The following is a 15,455-nucleotide window of genomic DNA, read 5'->3' as shown; positions in this document are numbered from 1 at the left end:
ACACCGAGCCGGAGCAACCTTTCGGCCGGATCGCATGCGCGGCACATCCGCCCCGCATCGCCCGCCCCACAGCGGAAGCCGGGCCCGCGGTGCCTGCCCGGCCCCCCCCCCCCCCCCCCCCCCCCCCCCCCCCCCCCCCCCCCCGGGGGGGGGGCCCCCCCCCCCCCCCCCCCCGACCCGGACCCGCCCCGAAGCTGCACAGACCCGCCGCATACGGGCATTGGCGCATCCGTCGGGCACCCATCCTGGCCTGCGCAAAGATCTTCGAGGACCTTCGCAGATTCCCTTCGCTTTGGCCCGCACCCAAGCGATGGTCCACCCATGGCAACCATCAACCAGCGCACCCTGGCCGACGGACGCGCCCGCTACTGGGTCAAATGGCGGCTCGGCGGCACCCGTGGCGGAGCACCCCAGTCCGAACCCTTCGACACCCGCGCCGACGCCCACACCTTCAAACTCCACGTCGAGGCCGCCGGGCACCACTGGCCCGAGAACTGGATACCCCGCCAGGGATGGGCCGAGGGCTGGGTCCCCGGCCACGGCTGGGTCAACACCTCACAAGACGACGAGCCCGAAGCCGAACCGGTGCTGTTCGCAGACTTCGCCCGCCAGCTCATCGACTCCATGACCGGCATCGAGGAACGCACCCGCGCCGACTACCACCGTGAACTCGAACTCCACCTGATCCCGCACTTCGGACAGGTCAACCTGCGCGACGTCACCCAGCTCAAACCCAAGGACGTCCGCGCCTGGGTCAACCAGCTACGCACCGGAACCCCCGATCCCAAGGCCTCCTACCGCACCCCCAACCCCAGCCGGGGCCGCCAGAAGGAACCCGGATGGCTACGCAAACCCCTCTCGGCCAAGTTCATCCACAACCTGCACGGGCTGCTCTTCTCCATCTGCGAGGCCGCCGTACGCGAGGACCCGCCCATCCGGCCCTCCAACCCCGCCGCCCGCACCCGACTGCCCCGCGCCGACCACGAGGCCGACACCGAGATGTGCTTCCTGACCCGTGAGGAGTTCACCCTGCTCCGGGACTCGATGCACCCGGACGTACGCGACATGGTCGAGGTGTTCGTACGCACCGGCATGCGCTACAGCGAACTGGTCGCCCTGCAGGTCCACGACGTCAGCTTCACCCCGACCATCGACGCCGACGGACAGCAGCAGACGCGCGGGCACCTGGACGTGCGCCGGGCCTGGAAGCGCGGGCCCAACAACACCTTCCACCTGGGGGCGCCCAAGACCCGCAGCTCCCGGCGGCGCCTGCCGCTCTCACCGCGCACCATCGACCTGCTCCGCCCCAGGCTGGAGGGAAAGAAGCCCGAGGAGTTCGTCTTCACCACCGACCAGGGGTCCTGGTGGCGGCACTCCTCCTTCTACGGCCGCCGCTGGGCACCCGGCGTCAAGGAGGCCCAACGGCGCGGGCTGGGCAAGAAGCCGCGCATCCACGACCTGCGCCACACCCACGTGGCGTGGCTGATCGAGAAGGACGTGCACGTGTTCAAGATCCAGCGCCGCCTGGGGCACACCTCCATCACCACGACCATGGACCGCTACGGACACCTGGTCACCGACATCGACGACACCATGATCGAGGCCATCGACGGCCCGCCCACTCCCCCGAAGCCGCGCACCGACCCCGGCGGTGAGCAGCGCCTGCGCCTGATCTCCTAAAACCCAGGAGGCAGGAACGCACGGGGCCGGTGGCGCGGGTCAGCACCCGCACCACCGGCCCCGTCGTCGGCCCCTCCCTACCCGGGTTGCCTCCACCGGTGGGCCATGTGCCTGGAGGTGAGGACGCGCTGGGCCGCCCCGTCCACGATCGCCTCCAAGTCGCTCGCGCTGAAGCGCACGTGCTTGCCGAGCCTGCGGTGCGCGACCCTGCGCAACCGCACCCGCTCTCGAAGCCAGGACTCGGGCACCGCCAGCACCCGCGCCGCCTCGGGGATCGTCAGCAGCCGCTCCGGCTGGGCATCTTCGGTTTCCTCATCACGCTGCCCGGCTTCGCTCACCCGTACCTCCTTCGCGTTCTCCCCGCACCGCGACCCGGTAGCGGCGGCGTTCCTCCTCCGAAGCACCACCCCACACCCCGTACTGCTCACCCCGGCGCATCGCCTCGGCCAGACAGTTGACCTGCACCGGACACACCCGGCACACCCGTTTGGCCGCACGCACCGACCCGCCCTGGGCCGGGAACCACAGATCCGGATCCCGGCCCCGACAGGCCGCGTACCCCCACCAGCCCCCGACCGCCCCGCCGTCGGGCGCCGTGGGGCCGTCAGCGCGCCGGTGGGCCCCTGACGGCCCGCCCGCACCCGGTGGGTGCGGCGCCAGCTCCCGGGCCGCCACGTCGCGGACCGGGCCCGGCCCGCCCGAGCGCGCCGCGCGAGGGCCGTCCGCGCCGTGTGTGGGTTCGTCATCCATGTGCGCCGCCTTTCGCGCGGCCGGGCCCGGGTATCGCTGACCTCGCTTCGCGCAGCCCGGCCGGCCTCACCACCGGCGCAGTCATGGTCCTCAGACCAGAAGTAGAGCAAGGCCGACCTGATGACGGCTGGGTTGGCGGGGAGGGTTTCCGGCAGGCTGAGAGGCCTGCCGGGTGAGGCTGTGCGGGGGCGTTCACGCCCCCGCACACCCGGGCCGCCGCCCGCCCTACGTGATGGAAACCGCCTACTGGGGTAGAAAGCCGGGGCGGCCGCTGGACCACCCCACAGCCCGTCTGACCTGCCGTGAGTCCAGACTCAGGGGTGGTCCACCCAAGGCGGGACCCACGCCCGGCCCACCGGTCGGAGCAACGGCGGGACAACGGAGCGGACCTCCTATTGGCCCACTGGTTCACTGCCCGATCCGCGCCCATCAGTCTTCCCCCTCCGCCTTGCGCCACGGGTGGAGAAGGGCGATGTCGAGCAGACTCAGCGGACGCGGATCGGTGGCCGAACGCCACACCTTGCGACCGGCTCCCAACGACGCCATCCGGTGGTGGGTACTCAGGTACACCCCCACCTGCTTCGAACAGTGCTGGGCCAGCTTCTTCGCCGCGTTGGCCTCGCGCTCTTCCGAATGCACCAGGAACAGCACCACCGAGGGCAGCCTGCTCGTCTCGGCCAGACGCGCGTACCCGTACATCTTCGTTTGGAGCTGCGTCAGCGACTCCGAGCCGGTGTCGTACTCCACGAACGCCCACAGCTTCTTCCCGCTCTGGATCCACGACAGCAGCCCATCGGGGCGGCAATGGTTGCTGTAGTCCCGTTCGCAGGTGCGCTCGCCCTGCCATTCGCCCACCTCGGCCCCCACCTGCGGAGCACCCTGGAGAAACTCCACCCGTGTCTGGGCCAGCCCCAGGATGTGGTCCAACTTGGCGGAGAAGGCCACCGCCAGAGCCCGGTCGCCCCGGAAGTTGAGCGCATCCGGCTCCTTGCCCTGATCCAACGCGACCAAGACCGCACCGGTCGGAGACAGGATCCAGTGGTCGGGAGCGTTGCGGTCGTGGGCATGGCGACGAAAGCGGTTGACCACCCCGTACCGGTACAGGCTGAGCATCCGGCTGCGGGCCCGCCGCGCCCCCGCGTCGGGGAAGAAGATCTGGTGCAGGTGGTGGGTGGTCAGCACCCGGTGCTCCCACAACCCGTAGAGGATCCGCTTGTCCCGGTCGGTGATCCGGGGCAGCAGGCGGACCAGGGTCTGTTCGTACTCGTTCACGGGCACCCTCCAAGGTGACGGCTGTTTTTGCCCTTCACTGAGTAAGAAGCGCGCCCCCACCCCCGGATTCGACACCTCGCACGAGAATTACCTGAACCGAACACACCCGGGCCCGGAGTTGAAGCCGGGCCCCGCGAACGGCTCGCAAGGCCCTCAAGGCCCTGCTCAGAAGTGGCCCACGCCTGGCTCACCCCGGCGTGGGCCGACCTCACAACCCCCGCCACGCAAAGCAAACAGGGCGGCGCCGACCACGGCGCCGCCCCGAGGCGAGAGTGTGCGCTCAGGTAGCCAGGCTCAACCAGGTGCGCACAGCGGCGGCCAGGTCATCGAACTCCCCCGACGCTTGCACCACCGAGGAGCGCTCCTTGCTGGGGCGAGACCGCTCCGCGTCGTGGAACAGGTACGGGCGCACCCCGCGCACCCCGTCGTCGTCCACACACCACCCCTGCTCTGAGGGGTGTGGCCGTCGGGGTCGCGGCACCCGCACCGGCCCCGGCTCAGGTTTGGGTTCGCCCTCCCGGGTGGCGGGTTCGGCCACCGTCCTGCTCCGCGTCACGGGAGAGGAGGCAGTCAGGGCCTTGGAGGTCGCGCGGCGTTCCAGCACCAACCGGCCTTGGTGCCTGGGGCGGTCGGTGTTGCGGCGCGGTGGGACTTCGATAGGGCTGCACAGCACGGCGGCCAGGACCGCGCCGAACAGCCACCGCACGCGCTGTCCCCAGCCCCGCACGGGTTTGCGGTGCCTACCAGTAGGCTTCTCCACGGATCTCCTCCTGCACATTCAGGTGGGGATGTCAGCCCCGGCCCGGTGTTCGCAGCACCGCGTCGGGGCGCCTCCACTTCTGGGTGCTTCTTCGTTGCTCGGCATGGGCGGGTGTCTCTGGCCCCGAGGTTTGATGCCGCCCGGGGCTGCGCTTCCCATCCATGCCGCACAGGGCATACGGCCCTGGATCCCCGCTGGAAACGCCGTTCCCGCGAGGGGTGGTCGATGTTCGCTTGGGTGAGCGAGGTGCTTCAACCCCTGTCGGCCACAAACCAGTCGCGGGTTTTCAGGCGGCCATCCGGGTTCGCCCATATCGGTCGAAAGCGGCCCGAACCATCAACCCGCCGTCGGGATCGCGCGTGAAGTCCCAGTACAAGGCCATCGCGTCCACCAAGGCCAACCCATACCCGCCCTCGACGAGCAACCCATCAGCCCCGCACGGCCCCTCCACCGGGCGCGCCTCGGGCACGGTCGCCTCCGCCCCGGGCCGGGGCCCATCGTCGGTCACGCGAAGCAGGAACAGCCGCCGTCGCCGCTCAATCTCGATGCGCACCCGCCCCCCGGGCAGACCCGAAGCGCTGTGCTTCAACGCGTTGGTGTGCAACTCAGAGAGCGAGACCAGCAGCGGGTCCGCGCTGGCGGGGGTGGTGCGGGCCACGTGAGTGGCCCAGCTACGGGCGGCCTTGAGGTGCCAGAGCTGGTGCCCGCACTCCAAGGACCCCTGGTCCGGATCCGTGCAACGAATCCGCCGGGGCAGGTCGAGGGGTGGCCGGGTGAAAGACATGGAATCCACCGGTTCCTTTCGTCGTCGCGCTGATGGCTGCGGGCCCGCGACAGAAAGGATGTGGCCTGGGGCAACGGCATGTGAAGGCTGCTCGGAGAGCTCACGAATCTTCCACAGGCGCTTGGAATTCTCTGGAATCCCCCACAAGTCATCGCCCCTTGTGTTCCTATGGCTACATGCACACAGACGAAAGGGATCTGAAGGCATTCGGTCGGGAGCTACGCAGGCTTCGAGTAGAAGCAGAGCTGACTCAGCAGGCCTTGGCACGAAGGATCAGCCAGCGCGGCACGACCATCAGCGATTCACACCTGTCCGACGTCGAGAACGGCCGAGCCATGGCGCGCCCCTGGTTGAGGAAGTTCTTGGACGAGGTCCTGGAAAGCGACGGAAGGCTGGACAAGCTCTGGGAGGAGCTCACGGGGTCCGGTCGCCAGGTGTGGCTGCACGAGGTCATCAAACGCACCCATGCTGCTGACGCCATCTTGGAGTACCAGCCCCTGGTGTTCCCGTCGTATCTGCAGACCGAGCAGTACGCGCACGCACTGATTCGCTACGGTTCACCATGGCTCTCCAGCAAGGAGGTCGCGGCGCTGGCCAAAGAGAGGTGCGAACGCGCCGATCGCATGGCCCAGGCCGAGGCTCCCTCCCTGTGGCTGATCATCGACCAAAGCGTGCTGGCGCGGCGCTACGGTTCCCCGGCAATCCAACGAGCACAACTCACCCGCGTCGCCGACCTGGTCAACAGCGAACGCCTCACCGTGCAGATGATCCCCACCAACTCCCCTCGCCACGCGGGAAACTCAGGACCCCGTCGCATCATCACCACGGCGGACGAACCCGAGGTGGTCTACATGGAATCCGCTGAAGAGGGCCGAATCATCACCGACTCCGCTGGTATCTTTCGAAGCCGGTTGCTGTTCACCTCTCTCCAGGGAGCCGCCCGCGACCCGCAGGAGACCCTGGAGGCTATCCACGACGAGATGAGGAAGATCGACGATGAGTGACTGGCACAAGAGCAGCTACAGCGGCGGTTCGAACGAGTGCGTCGAGGCCCGGGAGCACCAGGCCGGAGCCGACGTGCGGGACACCCAGAACAGGGAACTGGGCCATCTGTCCTTCACCCGCACGGAGTGGAGTGTCTTCGTCGAGACCGCTCAGCTCAACCACTGCTAAGTCCTCACTCGACGACCTCGCCGTTCTCCAGGTAAAGCGTGGTCCCCTCACGGCGTGCACGGTCCCCTTGAGCGATCCTTCGAGCGAGCCGGGGGATCGTCACCGTCTCTGCTGAGGACACACCGTGAAACTCATACCCGGCCAGTTCGGCCGGGTCGAGAACAACCTGGTCCAGCCACTGCCGGCCGAGCACCCCTCCATCGAAGACAAACAGCTGTTTGTCTCCTTCAGAGGGGTTGGGCGCCCAGTCCACGACCAGAAGTCGACCGATCGGCGGGGTGATCCCTAGTTCTTCCTTCACCTCACGCGCCGCGGCCTGGGTCGGTGTCTCCCCGTGCTCGATATAGCCGCCGGGGATGTCCAGGTAGTCCTTGTAAGTGGGGACCACCATCATCACTTGTCCCTGTTCATCGAAGAACAAGGCACCAGCAGCGACTCGGGGGCGGGCGAAGGATTCCGTGGGATCTGAGGCCATGCCCCGACACTAACGGCCTCGGAATCAGAAAATCCCCACTCGCTGCGCCAAATCCGCCAGTCTCCGGTCCCGCCTACCAGACTTGGTCCGCATCATGCGTCCCACGATCTGATGGCTCATCACGTGCTGGTGGACTTGGGAGGCGGCCAACCTTTCCGCCTCCAGCATGTGCTCGACGGCTGACGGAATCTCGTTGACGTCAGCGAACGCCCCTGCCATGTCGAAGAGGTGACGTACCCGCCTCTCCCGTGGCAATGCCACGGTATTGACACCGACCCCCAGCTCGAGGGCAGCACGAGGATCTCCCAGGCTGGCAGCAACGGTCACTCTGTGCAGAGCCACGTTGGTCGGACCGAACGCCGTCCACAGGTGGTTCGCGTCTCGCCCCAGCTGAGAGGCAATGCGCTCGGCCTCGTCCAGATATTCGGCCGCACTGGCGCGATCCCCGTTGCGTGCCGCCGCCACGGCTCCCGGTAACAACAGGGTGCCGTAGACGGACAACAGGCGCGCGGTACTGAGACGACCACCCTGTTGTCGCCGCAGGTAAGAGGCGGCTTCCCCTGTCAGCGCGACGGCCGTCTCGTGTTGACCTCGTGAGTGGAGGGAGTGCACCCCCGAACGCATCAGGGAACCCTGCAGAGCCAAGTCGTCGCAGTCGAAGGCTGCCTTCATCCCTCTGTCTGTCGCGATCCAAGCCAGGTCAGGTTCTCCAACCTTGGTGAGGATCATCGCGCACGCTTGGCATGCCACCGCGAGTAGAGCTCCGGCGCGCCGTCTCTGTCCTCCCTCGTAGGCACGTACCGCAGTCTGGGCCTGGGAGAGAAGGTCGGGAAGCCTACGCAGCACGCGGTCGTAGTCGGATGCCTGGTAGGCATCCATAACAGTTTCCACTTGATTGCGAAGGAAGCGTAGATCTGGCTGCCCTTCCTTGTTCACCGCGAATGGAAACCCCGGCATGATCTGCCGGTAGTCCATCAGTGTCGACCGAATATTCGCGACATGTGCATGCTGATTTTCATGATGGCCCTGGTTCGGATGATCTCCGACCAGCACGGAAACCGGGACATCGAGAGCATCAGCCAGTGACCGGATCACCGAAAGCCGATCTAAGGGTGCACGGTCGTTCTCGACCTTGCCCAACCAGTCGGCCGTTCGCCCGACCAAGCCGGCTAGCACCTCCTGTGAGAGGCCACGCCGAAGCCGGTGCCAGGCGACCCGCTGACCAGGGCTGAGCTGAGGGGAAGACGGAGGCATGGGGATTCTTCCTGGACACCCCGGATTTTTTCTCCGGGTCATACGGAGGAGCTGACCTTAACTTCCTAAGACCAGCCTTCCCGCGAGAAAGGTCCAGGCAACTCCATTTCCGGCCTTCCTTGAGCTTGTTCACGATCATGATCAAAAAGGAGCCAGCCCATGCGCCTCACCTGCCAAGAAGAGATACTTTTTCCCGTAGGGAGCACCAGCTTCCACGTGGTCGAACGCAAGGGCGTCGGCCACCCGGACTCGCTCGCCGACCTCATCGCGGAGGAGTTCTCCCGCCGTTACTCGCTTCACGGACTCGACCGCTTCGGCGCTGTCCCGAACCACTGGGTGGACAAGGTCGCTCTGATCCGCGCTGAGGCAGAGGTCGCCTTCAGCGGCTACACGATCCACAAGCCCATCAGCGCCTACCTGTTCGGCAAGGTGACACCAGCGGTGGGCACCGAGACCCTCCCCATCGAGGACCTGTTCAGAGCAACGGTCGAAAGCGTGCTGGTGGAAGCGACCGGCTGCGACCAGATCACCGGCTCCGTACGCAGCTTCGTGGAGAACACCGCGGGTGTCGGAGCAGACCATCCCGCTTCCTTCTACCGCCCCTCGACTGATGACGAGTGCCGGATCGCCTCGGTGGGCGCTCTGGCCAACGACACGGCCTTCTGTAGCGCCTACTCACCGGCTGATCCTCTGGACGTCGTAGCGATCGACGTGGAGAACCACGTCAACAGTCCTTCCTTCAGGAATGCGCTCAGCGGCCTGGGCTCCGACGTCAAGGTGATGTTGACCAGGGCGGCGGACGTCCTGGAGGCGACGGTCTGCCTGCCGGTGTATCCGCAGGCGGTCGGCTCGCACCGTGAGTACACGGCCCTGATCTCCGAGGCGTACGAGCGCCTGGACAACTTCATCAACGAACACCCGGTTGTGCGACAGCATCCGTGGCTCACGCGACTGAGCGTCAACACCAAGGACCACGGCAGCGGCGCCTATCTCGCGCCGTTCGGTACGTCCCTGGGCAAGGGCGACTGCGGACTCGTCGGACGCGGTAACAAGGCCAACGGGGTGATCTCCGCCAGTGGCGGTGCGGGGGTCGAGGCCCTGGCCGGCAAAAATCCGGTGCACCACACCGGGAAGCTGTACACGCTCGCCTCCGCGCGACTGGCGGACCGTATCCACGCCAAGCTCGGTCTGCCCAACGAGGTCGTGCTGGTATCGCGCAACGGTGACCGTCTGGACGACCCGTCGTTCGTCGGCGTCCGGCTCGCGCAGCGAGGCAACCGCCTCGACCGCAGCGCCATCGAGGACTTGACCGCCCAGACCCTGGCCGAACTCCCGCTGCTCTCCGAGCGCCTGCTCGCCCTGTCCCCGATCGACCGTTTCCGGGACCCGTCGCTGGTACTGGAGGTGTGAGCCGATGCCGAACACCAATCTGGCCGACCGCAGCGTCGTCCTCGTCACTCTGGATTCCTGCCGATACGACGTCGCGGCGAGGGCGCACACCCCGAACCTGGCAAAGCTCGGTCCCCTGCTGCGAGCAGAGAGCCCTGGGACCTACACACTTCCCGCCCACGCCGCGCTGTTCAACGGCTACCTACCCCGACCGGTCTCAAGCCCCTTCCCTCTCGGCGGGCGCAGCGTGGACGCCATCTGGCGTTCAGCAGCAGCCCGGCCCTCCAAACGGCGCTCCGCCATCCCCTTCGGCGGCCCCACCTTGATGACTCACTACGTCGAGAGGGGTTACAAGGTGCTCGGGGCGGGCGGTGTCACCTTCTTCGACGCCTCCGACCCCGCCAACAGCCTGCCGATCCTGTTCCCGGAGTTCCTCTACTTCGGCCGTCCCGCACGATCGGCTGCCACTGCGGAAACCAGAATCACCGATCGCGAGGAGCAACTGCCGCTGGCCCACACCCGCAAGCTCGCGGAGCTGTGTCTGGAGGCCGAACGGTTCTTCCTCTTCGTCAACTGCCCCAGCACGCACATTCCTTACACGACGCCGTGGAGCCCCCTCACTGACCGCAGCAGGGAACTTCTCCGGCGCCTCTACCTGCTGCATGACGGTCAAGCGGTCAGCTCAGGAGAGGACGCCTTGAAGGAGGGGGACGTCCAGGTGCTCCTGGAGATGCAGAGGCGTGCTCTGGAGTGGGCTGATTCCCGTCTGGGTGACCTGTTCTCACGACTGGGTGCACGGCGCCCCTTGGCCGTGGTGTGCGCCGATCACGGCGAGGAGTTCGGGGAAGGCGGCAGGTTCGGGCACGGTCATCCGCACCCGATGGTCTCCACCGTGCCCCTGTGGTGCGGTCTGCTGGGCGAAGGGTGACCGGCATGGCCGCCCGCGACCCGTGGTTCACGCATCCAGCGATCAACCATGCGGCCTCGAAGGAAATCCGCACGCGGATCGGCATTTCACCCAACCACGCCTCATTCCGTGCCGGAGTGCTGCGCACTCACCTGCTCACTGCCCTGTTCGCGCACAACGCCGCACGACAGCTCGGCTTTCAGGCACACGTGGCCATCCGCTGGGACGACAGCGACAGCCGACGCAGCCGACACGAACACCGGCAGACCCTTCTCGATGAGCTCACTCAGGTCGCGCAAATACCGATCCAGGATGAGAAGAACGCCTTACGGCAGAGCCAGCGTGGTGACCGCTACGGCGAGGCCCTGCGGAAGTTGAACGTATTGCAGCTCCTGGTGACGGAGCGGGGACTCCCCTGCCTGGACGTGGCCGCTGTCGATCGGTCCATGAAGGCAGAAGGGGTCTGCCCCGAGTCCCTGACCGCGTGCACGTCCATGAACTCATCCGTCCCGCGCGCTCCCGCCCAGAACATGGTGCCCCTCATGCGCGGTGACGGCCGTGCTCTGTGGCACCTGGCCACGGTGGTGGACGACATCGACAACCGGACCAACCTCGTCGTCCGGGGAGCGGACAAGCGGAACGCCACACCCATCCAAGCCCGTCTGTATTGGGCTCTCAGCGACGAGCGGACGCCTCCGGCCCACCTGTTCCTGCCCAAGCTGCTGGAGCCGGGACCTTCGGCACCGCGGGTCGTCGACCTCCTCAGACGAGGTGTTCGCCCTTCGGCTCTGCGGTGCTTCCTGGCTCAGCCGTACCTGGTCAACTCAACGAAGCCCATAGGAAGAACAGGTTTCTCCACCTTGGTGGATCAGCTGTGCTCAGTTCTTCCGTTGCTCGGCGACGCCTTTCTGGACGAGGGACACCTACGTTCCCTAGACCGAAAAATCTCGGCAGCTCTCGACCCGAAGGAGTCTCAGCAAGAGCTACGCGCCTACCACCCGGGCGCCCCCGCGCACCTCATCGCCTGGGTCACCCGCCACTACCCGAGGCCGCTGCTCCAGCAGAGCCGACTATGCCGGGCACTCACCGATACGGCGATCGACTACGAAGAACCCCCGGAACAGGCCGAAGAGGCCGTGCGATGGCTGGAAGCCTGGTGTCTTGGCAGCGCGAAGGGCCCGGTTCCGTATCCGGTGCGCTGGGTACTCACCGGGCAGCGGAACGGGCCCCGAGCCTCAGAACTCCTGGAAGTCCTTCCTTCTCGCTTGGTAGCCGCGCGCCTGGGTGCGGCTCGTCAGGCGTTGAGCCGCTCCAACGCCGCGCGCAGGCGCTCCAGTGTGCGCTCCCTGCCCAGCAGTTCCAGCGATTCGAAGAGCGGCAACCCGACCGTGCGGCCGGTCACCGCCACCCGGACCGGCGCCTGAGCCTTGCCGAGCTTGAGCCCTTGGGCGGCCCCGGCCTGTTCAAGGGCTCCCTTGAGGGGTTCGGCCTCCCAGTCCAAGGACTCGTCAGAGTACGTGGCAATCGCGGCGGTGAGCATCTCCGCGCCGATGCCGGGCTTCATGGCCTTGGCCCAGCTCTTCTCGTCGAAGACGGGCAAGTCCAGGAACAGGAAGTCGACGTTGGGCACGATCTCGCTGAGCACCGCCACCCGGCTCTGCGCCAGCGGGGCGATCTGCGCGAACACCTCCGCGTCGAAGTCCTCCGACCGCCACGGCACCTCCTCACCTTCCAGGTAGGGGGCGCAGCGCTTGACGAACTCGCCGGAGTCCAGGGCACGGATGTAGTCGCCGTTGAAGGCCCGCAGCTTCTTCTCGTCGAAGAACGCCGGCGAGGAGTTGACGTCGGCCAGGTCGAAGAGCGGGATCATCTCCTCGATCGGCATGATCTCCCGGTCCTCGCCCGGTGCCCAGCCCAGCAGCATCAGGTAGTTGACCATGGTCTCGGGCAGGAATCCTTCGGCCTGGTAGGACTCCATGGCGACCTTGTCACGCCGCTTGGACAACTTCTGGCGCTTCTCGTTGACCAGCACGGGGGCGTGCGCCCACACCGGTGCGGTGTGCCCCAGGGCCTCCCACAGCAACTGCTGTTTGGGGGTGTTGGACAGGTGCTCTTCGCCCCGGATGACGTGCGTGATGCCCATCTCGACGTCGTCCACCACGTTGGCCAGGACGAACAGGGCGGTGCCGTCGCCACGGGCGATGACGAAGTCCTCCAGGGCCTCGTGCGGGAACTCCACCCGGCCCCGGATCTGGTCCTCGACCACGGTCGGCCCGCCCTCGGGGATGCGGAAGCGCAATGCCCGCCCCGGCCCAGCTTCCAGACCGCGCTCCCGGCAGAACCCGTCATAGCCCAGGTTCGGGTTGTCCCGGCGGGCCTGGACCTGCTCGCGCTTGCAGTCGCAGTAGTAGGCCATCCCTTCCTTCAGCAAGCGCTGGGCGGCCTCGGTGTGCTTGTCGGCGTAGTCGGTCTGAGAGTAGGGGCCCTCGTACTGGGTGGAGTCCACACCCAGCCAGGCCATCGCCGCCAGGATGCCCTCGGTCCACTCCGGGCGGGAACGGGCGGCGTCGGTGTCCTCGATCCGCAGCACCATGGCACCGCAGGATTGTCGTGCGACCACCCAATTCAGCAGCAGGGACCGGGCGTTGCCCACGTGGAACATGCCGGTCGGGGACGGTGCGAACCTGGTGCGAATCGAGGTGTCAGTCACCCCACAGAGCCTAGCGCGATCCGTTGCTGTACCGGGCGGGATAACGATCGGTCCGAAGAATCCAAAGTCGTGATCAGTGAGTTCACGGGGCACGCCCCGTACAGCCCGGACCCGCTGTTTACTTAACGGATACCAAGCCCACCGGCCTTCGAAATCGAGTCCTCCCATGTCTGGTGCCCTCTATACCCCGCGCATGTTCCCCGTCTCGGTCAAGGGCGTCGTTATCCGTGATGACAGGGTGCTCCTGCTACGCAACGAGCGCGATGAGTGGGAGCTGCCCGGCGGCAAGATCGAGATCGGCGAGACTCCGCAGGAGTGTCTGGCCCGGGAGGTCGAGGAGGAGACGGGCTGGCCCGTACGGGTGGCCGAGATCCTCGACTCGTGGATCTACCACATCACCCAGGTGGACCGGCACGTCTTCATCGTCACTTACGGGTGCCGCGTCGACTCCCAGGCCCCGGTCGTGGTCTCCAGTGAACACAAGAAGGCCGGACTGTTCACCGAGGTGGAGGTGCCCGGCCTGCCCATGCCGGAGGGCTACAAGCGGTCGGTCCTGAACTGGTTTGCCCAGTCGCGCGCGTGACCACCGCGCCCACCATCCTCTGGCTCTGGTTACTGCCTGAGGCACGCCAGGCCCTGGAGAGCCGGGATCTGGCGGTGATCCTCCGCTGTTACCGGAAGCTGACCGGCCTGTCGCAGGCGGCGATGGGCGAGCTCCTGGGATACGACCCCTCGTATGTCTCCCTGCTGGAGCGGCGACAGCGCACAATCAGCGACCGCCAAGCACTGTCGCACGTCAGCCGGGTCCTGGCCATCCCACCGCACGCCCTGGGGATCACCTCCGAGGAGGACGCCGACTTCCTCGCGGCGCTCCAGTTCGGGGAGTCGACCGTGCGGCTCGCGGAGATCGTCCGGCAGGCCGGACGGGCCGTTGAAGCGGTCGAGGAGCTGTGGCCGCTGGTGGCCCGATTGGAGGCCTGTCTGAGGGAGGGGCGGGTCGACTACGGGACCGCCTCGCTGCTGGCTCGCGCGCGGGCGACCCTCGGTACGTCGTTGGGGCATGTCCTGGCGGAGGAACGGCTATACCTGGCCACGTATTGGACTGGCCAGGCCATGCGGCTCTCCCGGCATCTGGACGATGGCGCCTTCCTGGGGCACGTGCTGCGGATGCACGGCAACGAGCTGAGGAAGGCGGGTCGCGGCGGGGCCGCCATCGCACGGCTGACCGAGGCGGCCGAACTCTCCCGCGACGACAAGGAACGCGGGCAGACCCTGATCCTGCTCGCGCGCGCGGCGGGAGGGCGAGGGAACGCGGGACTGCACGATGACTCCGTGGACGCTGCCGAGCAGTTGATAGACGCGGCGGGACCGAGCGGGATCCTCTTCACCCCCTTCTCCCTGCGCGAGGTGCGCATGAGGGGGCTGGTGGGAAGCGGACGCACGGCCATGGCAGCGGAGCTGGCCCAGTCGCGTCCAGGATCGGGAGAGGCTCCAGCCCCTCGGTGGGCGGCCATCGAGGCGGTCACCTCAGCCGACGCTCTGTCGGCGGCGGGCGACCTCAGCAGCACACACGCTCTCTACGGCGAAGCGCTGTCGCTCGCCGCGCACCACAGACTGCCGCACCAGATTCAACGCGTCGTACGGAGCGCGGAGATGGTGGGGCTCGCGGAGATCCAAGCCGATGCCCTTGCGCACCTGCATTATCTTGATCAACACCGCACACCTGCTGGCTCACTGACCAGCTGATGCAAAGCGACGGACCCGGACAGCCCAACTGACACGAGTGCCGGGAGGCGATCCCGGCACACACCACAGCCTCCACCAACCTCGGTACGAGACACCCGGATCCGCGACCTCGACGCCGAGATCGAGGGCCGGTTTCGCGAGCACGAACTCGCGGAGGTGATCACCAGCATGCCCGGGATCGGGCCGCTGCTCGGGGCGGAGTTCATCGCCGTGACCGGCGGCGACATGACCCGTAACGGCACCGCCGACCGGTTGGCCAGCCTGGGCGGCGTGGCCCCGATGCCCCGTGATTCGGGCTCGGTGAGCGGCAACCTGCACCGGCCCCGCCGCTACCATCGCGGCCTGCAACGGATGTTCTACACCTCCGCGTTGATCAGCATCCGTTGCTGTCAGGCCTCGCGTGGTTTCTACGATCGCAAGCGCGCGGAGGGCAAGCGGCACGTCCAGGTGGTGCTGGCGTTGGCGCGTCGCCGGGTCAACGTGCTGTGGGCGCTGATCCGTGACGGACAGCGCTATCAACCTTCACCTCTGGTCACTCTCGCGGCTTGACAACTC

General features: G+C 67.2%; 15 protein-coding genes and 1 pseudogene. 8 read left to right on the top strand and 8 right to left on the bottom strand.

Translation table 11 applies throughout. The features are described from left to right. Positions 1-321 precede the first annotated feature (321 nt). Positions 322-1,680, top strand: a complete 1,359-nt coding sequence (locus tag ACWGSK_RS26415; RefSeq protein WP_452457080.1) for a tyrosine-type recombinase/integrase — start codon at positions 322-324, stop codon at positions 1,678-1,680. Between the two features lie 77 nt (positions 1,681-1,757). On the opposite strand, the gene ACWGSK_RS26410 is transcribed toward ACWGSK_RS26415, so the two are convergent. From ACWGSK_RS26410 to ACWGSK_RS26390, 5 genes are all read right to left on the bottom strand, one after another. Then, positions 1,758-2,018, bottom strand: coding sequence for a helix-turn-helix domain-containing protein (locus ACWGSK_RS26410; RefSeq protein WP_452457079.1), 261 nt, complete (start codon positions 2,016-2,018; stop codon positions 1,758-1,760). Next, positions 1,996-2,430, bottom strand: a complete 435-nt coding sequence (locus ACWGSK_RS26405; RefSeq protein ID WP_452457078.1) for a WhiB family transcriptional regulator — start codon at positions 2,428-2,430, stop codon at positions 1,996-1,998. The genes ACWGSK_RS26410 and ACWGSK_RS26405 overlap by 23 nt, the downstream gene beginning before the upstream one ends. 429 nt (positions 2,431-2,859) lie before the next feature. Then, entirely contained in the window at positions 2,860-3,702 is an 843-nt protein-coding gene (locus tag ACWGSK_RS26400) for a replication-relaxation family protein (protein ID WP_452457077.1), read from the bottom strand. 280 nt (positions 3,703-3,982) lie between these two features. Further along, on the bottom strand, positions 3,983-4,462 hold the full coding sequence (locus tag ACWGSK_RS26395; RefSeq protein WP_452457076.1) for a hypothetical protein: 480 nt from the start codon (positions 4,460-4,462) through the stop codon (positions 3,983-3,985). A gap of 286 nt (positions 4,463-4,748) precedes the next feature. Continuing rightward, positions 4,749-5,255 (bottom strand): ATP-binding protein, encoded by a 507-nt coding sequence (locus ACWGSK_RS26390; protein ID WP_452457075.1) that lies wholly within the window; start codon positions 5,253-5,255, stop codon positions 4,749-4,751. A 167-nt stretch (positions 5,256-5,422) separates the two neighbouring features. Here ACWGSK_RS26390 and ACWGSK_RS26385 point away from each other — a divergent pair, with 167 nt between their 5' ends. Both ACWGSK_RS26385 and ACWGSK_RS26380 read left to right on the top strand, forming a co-directional pair. Further along, positions 5,423-6,250 carry a helix-turn-helix domain-containing protein gene (locus tag ACWGSK_RS26385; protein ID WP_452457074.1) on the top strand — a complete coding sequence of 276 codons (828 nt, stop codon included), beginning with the start codon at positions 5,423-5,425 and terminating at the stop codon, positions 6,248-6,250. Beyond that, positions 6,243-6,419, top strand: a complete 177-nt coding sequence (locus ACWGSK_RS26380) for a DUF397 domain-containing protein (RefSeq protein ID WP_452457073.1) — start codon at positions 6,243-6,245, stop codon at positions 6,417-6,419. Before ACWGSK_RS26385 ends, ACWGSK_RS26380 begins: the two co-directional genes overlap by 8 nt. Before the next feature lie 4 nt (positions 6,420-6,423). On the opposite strand, the gene ACWGSK_RS26375 is transcribed toward ACWGSK_RS26380, so the two are convergent. After that, positions 6,424-6,894: an NUDIX domain-containing protein gene (locus tag ACWGSK_RS26375; protein ID WP_452457072.1), complete on the bottom strand. Its 471-nt coding sequence runs from the start codon at positions 6,892-6,894 to the stop codon at positions 6,424-6,426. Between the two features lie 24 nt (positions 6,895-6,918). Then, on the bottom strand, positions 6,919-8,148 hold the full coding sequence (locus ACWGSK_RS26370) for a helix-turn-helix domain-containing protein (RefSeq protein WP_452457071.1): 1,230 nt from the start codon (positions 8,146-8,148) through the stop codon (positions 6,919-6,921). 159 nt (positions 8,149-8,307) lie between these two features. Here ACWGSK_RS26370 and ACWGSK_RS26365 point away from each other — a divergent pair, with 159 nt between their 5' ends. Both ACWGSK_RS26365 and ACWGSK_RS26360 read left to right on the top strand, forming a co-directional pair. Further along, positions 8,308-9,558 carry a methionine adenosyltransferase gene (locus tag ACWGSK_RS26365; protein WP_452457070.1) on the top strand — a complete coding sequence of 417 codons (1,251 nt, stop codon included), beginning with the start codon at positions 8,308-8,310 and terminating at the stop codon, positions 9,556-9,558. A 4-nt stretch (positions 9,559-9,562) separates the two neighbouring features. Continuing rightward, positions 9,563-10,465: a sulfatase-like hydrolase/transferase gene (locus ACWGSK_RS26360; protein WP_452457069.1), complete on the top strand. Its 903-nt coding sequence runs from the start codon at positions 9,563-9,565 to the stop codon at positions 10,463-10,465. 1,273 nt (positions 10,466-11,738) lie between these two features. On the opposite strand, the gene gltX is transcribed toward ACWGSK_RS26360, so the two are convergent. Continuing rightward, the gene (gene gltX / locus ACWGSK_RS26355) at positions 11,739-13,154 is read right to left on the bottom strand and encodes a glutamate--tRNA ligase (protein WP_452457068.1); all 1,416 of its coding nucleotides are present in this window, start codon (positions 13,152-13,154) and stop codon (positions 11,739-11,741) included. A 193-nt stretch (positions 13,155-13,347) separates the two neighbouring features. Here gltX and ACWGSK_RS26350 point away from each other — a divergent pair, with 193 nt between their 5' ends. The 3 genes and pseudogenes from ACWGSK_RS26350 to ACWGSK_RS26340 form a co-directional block, all read left to right on the top strand. Further along, complete coding sequence (locus ACWGSK_RS26350; RefSeq protein WP_452457067.1) at positions 13,348-13,737, top strand: NUDIX hydrolase; 390 nt, start codon at positions 13,348-13,350, stop codon at positions 13,735-13,737. Beyond that, positions 13,734-14,900, top strand: a complete 1,167-nt coding sequence (locus tag ACWGSK_RS26345; protein WP_452457066.1) for a helix-turn-helix transcriptional regulator — start codon at positions 13,734-13,736, stop codon at positions 14,898-14,900. Before ACWGSK_RS26350 ends, ACWGSK_RS26345 begins: the two co-directional genes overlap by 4 nt. 90 nt (positions 14,901-14,990) lie before the next feature. Continuing rightward, positions 14,991-15,449 (top strand): annotated as a pseudogene (locus ACWGSK_RS26340) (transposase); the annotation flags it as partial. Positions 15,450-15,455: the final 6 nt, after the last annotated feature.

This window comes from Nocardiopsis sp. NPDC055551, from assembly GCF_053619415.1.
Note: the sequence above shows the minus strand (reverse complement) of the source record. Positions and strands in the feature narration are given on the sequence as shown.

What these genes read in the sequence shown, in the direction of transcription:
- ACWGSK_RS26415 (WP_452457080.1), top strand. Translation starts at nt 322, where the DNA reads ATGGCAACCATCAACCAGCGCACCCTGGCCGACGGACGCGCCCGCTAC.
- ACWGSK_RS26405 (WP_452457078.1), bottom strand. Translation starts at nt 2,430, where the DNA reads ATGGATGACGAACCCACACACGGCGCGGACGGCCCTCGCGCGGCGCGC.
- ACWGSK_RS26385 (WP_452457074.1), top strand. Translation starts at nt 5,423, where the DNA reads ATGCACACAGACGAAAGGGATCTGAAGGCATTCGGTCGGGAGCTACGC.
- ACWGSK_RS26380 (WP_452457073.1), top strand. Translation starts at nt 6,243, where the DNA reads ATGAGTGACTGGCACAAGAGCAGCTACAGCGGCGGTTCGAACGAGTGC.
- ACWGSK_RS26375 (WP_452457072.1), bottom strand. Translation starts at nt 6,894, where the DNA reads ATGGCCTCAGATCCCACGGAATCCTTCGCCCGCCCCCGAGTCGCTGCT.
- ACWGSK_RS26370 (WP_452457071.1), bottom strand. Translation starts at nt 8,148, where the DNA reads ATGCCTCCGTCTTCCCCTCAGCTCAGCCCTGGTCAGCGGGTCGCCTGG.
- ACWGSK_RS26365 (WP_452457070.1), top strand. Translation starts at nt 8,308, where the DNA reads ATGCGCCTCACCTGCCAAGAAGAGATACTTTTTCCCGTAGGGAGCACC.
- ACWGSK_RS26360 (WP_452457069.1), top strand. Translation starts at nt 9,563, where the DNA reads ATGCCGAACACCAATCTGGCCGACCGCAGCGTCGTCCTCGTCACTCTG.
- ACWGSK_RS26350 (WP_452457067.1), top strand. Translation starts at nt 13,348, where the DNA reads ATGTTCCCCGTCTCGGTCAAGGGCGTCGTTATCCGTGATGACAGGGTG.